1 protein-coding gene is annotated in these 1,407 nt (G+C 62.7%); it reads right to left on the bottom strand.

The genetic code is table 11. The annotated features are described in order from the left end of the window. Nucleotides 1-257: 257 nt before the first annotated feature. On the bottom strand, nucleotides 258-1,289 hold the full coding sequence (locus tag AC1DGP_RS35190; protein ID WP_441493890.1) for an IS110 family RNA-guided transposase: 1,032 nt from the start codon (nucleotides 1,287-1,289) through the stop codon (nucleotides 258-260). Nucleotides 1,290-1,407 lie beyond the last annotated feature (118 nt).

Raw genomic sequence — 1,407 nt, 5'->3', positions numbered from 1 at the left:
GGCTTCTGTAATGGGCCTTTGATCGTCAAGTCCCTCTGAACGATATCTCGTCGCCAGGATCATGCTTCTGTCCGTGGTCAGTACGAAGACCGCCACACCATGCCATCAGATCCAGAGCCGACAGGTCAATCTAGGGGTGCGTGATTTGCCGAGGCAATCACAGCCTTACACACGACCTTGCCAGGCTCTCGTCCCAGCGACGGGACCTCAGATGAAGCGGCGCCGATCCTGGTCCGCTTCGAAGATGTGAATCTCCCTCATGCCGCCAGAGTGGCCTTGTTCCAGCGGAACTCGGTGGCGTCGACCCACATGCGGTGGAGCACAACGCCCAGCTTGCGCGCGAGCGCCACCTTGGCGCGCTTCATGCCGCGGCGCTGCGCTACATCGAGCGCCCAACGCTTGAGGCTCGAGAAGCGGGTCGCCCGCGTCAGCATAATATGCGCCGCCTCGAAAAGCGCGGTTCGCACCATGGTGTCGCCGACTTTGCTGACGCCGCCGTCCCGGTTCGTCTCGCCTGACTGATACTTCTTGGGCGTCAGCCCGAAATAGGCGCCAACCGTGCTGGATTTCCCAAACCGCGCAGGATCATCCACCGCCGAGCGATAGGTCAGGGCGACCAGCGCGCCGACGCCCGGGGTGGACATCAACCGGTGGCAGACCTTGTCGGCGCGCGCGATCTTCAGCATCTCGCGATGAAGCTTCGTGAACTCGCTCCACAGCGCCGCGCGCGCCGCCAGCATCGCGCCGATCACCGTCTCCAAGACGACGTGGCCCGAGGTCAGTTCGCGGATGCGCGCCTCGAACCGGCCCCGGCTGACGTCGCCGACCTTCAACCCATACCCGCGCAGGATGCCACGGATGCTCAGTTCGACGTCGAGAAGCTTGCCTTGCAGAAGCTTGCGGCCAACCAGAAGCGCCCGGGTATCCTGGGAGTTCACCGATTTCGCGTGGACCGCGCGATACCAGCCCATCCGCAGCAGTTGCGCGATCCCGCGGGCGTCTTTCCGATCGGTCTTCACCGTCATCGCCGAAAGCGCCGCCTTCACGTGACGGGTCTCCAGTAAAACGACCTCACGGCCAGCAGCGACAAGAGCTGCGTGCAGCCACTGCGAGAGCGGCCCAGCCTCCAGGCCAATGCGAACGACGGGCAATTCCAGCTCGGCGAAAAACTCAACAAGCGCCTCGGGCTCGCTGGCGACCTTGATCTCGCGGGCGATCTTACCCGTCGCATCGACCACGCACACGCTGCTCTCTGTCAGAGAGACATCGATTCCAGCATAATGCTCCACGGCTGTTCCTCTCATGATGCTTGAGGCCGATCGCTCGGACCTCGTTTTCAACACCATCATTCTGAGGGACAGCCACCCAAAATGGCTATTCGAAGCGCCGGCCCATTACGGCATCTAG

It is taken from the genome of Allobosea sp. 05T433 (assembly GCF_056396065.1).
Note: the sequence above shows the minus strand (reverse complement) of the source record. Positions and strands in the feature narration are given on the sequence as shown.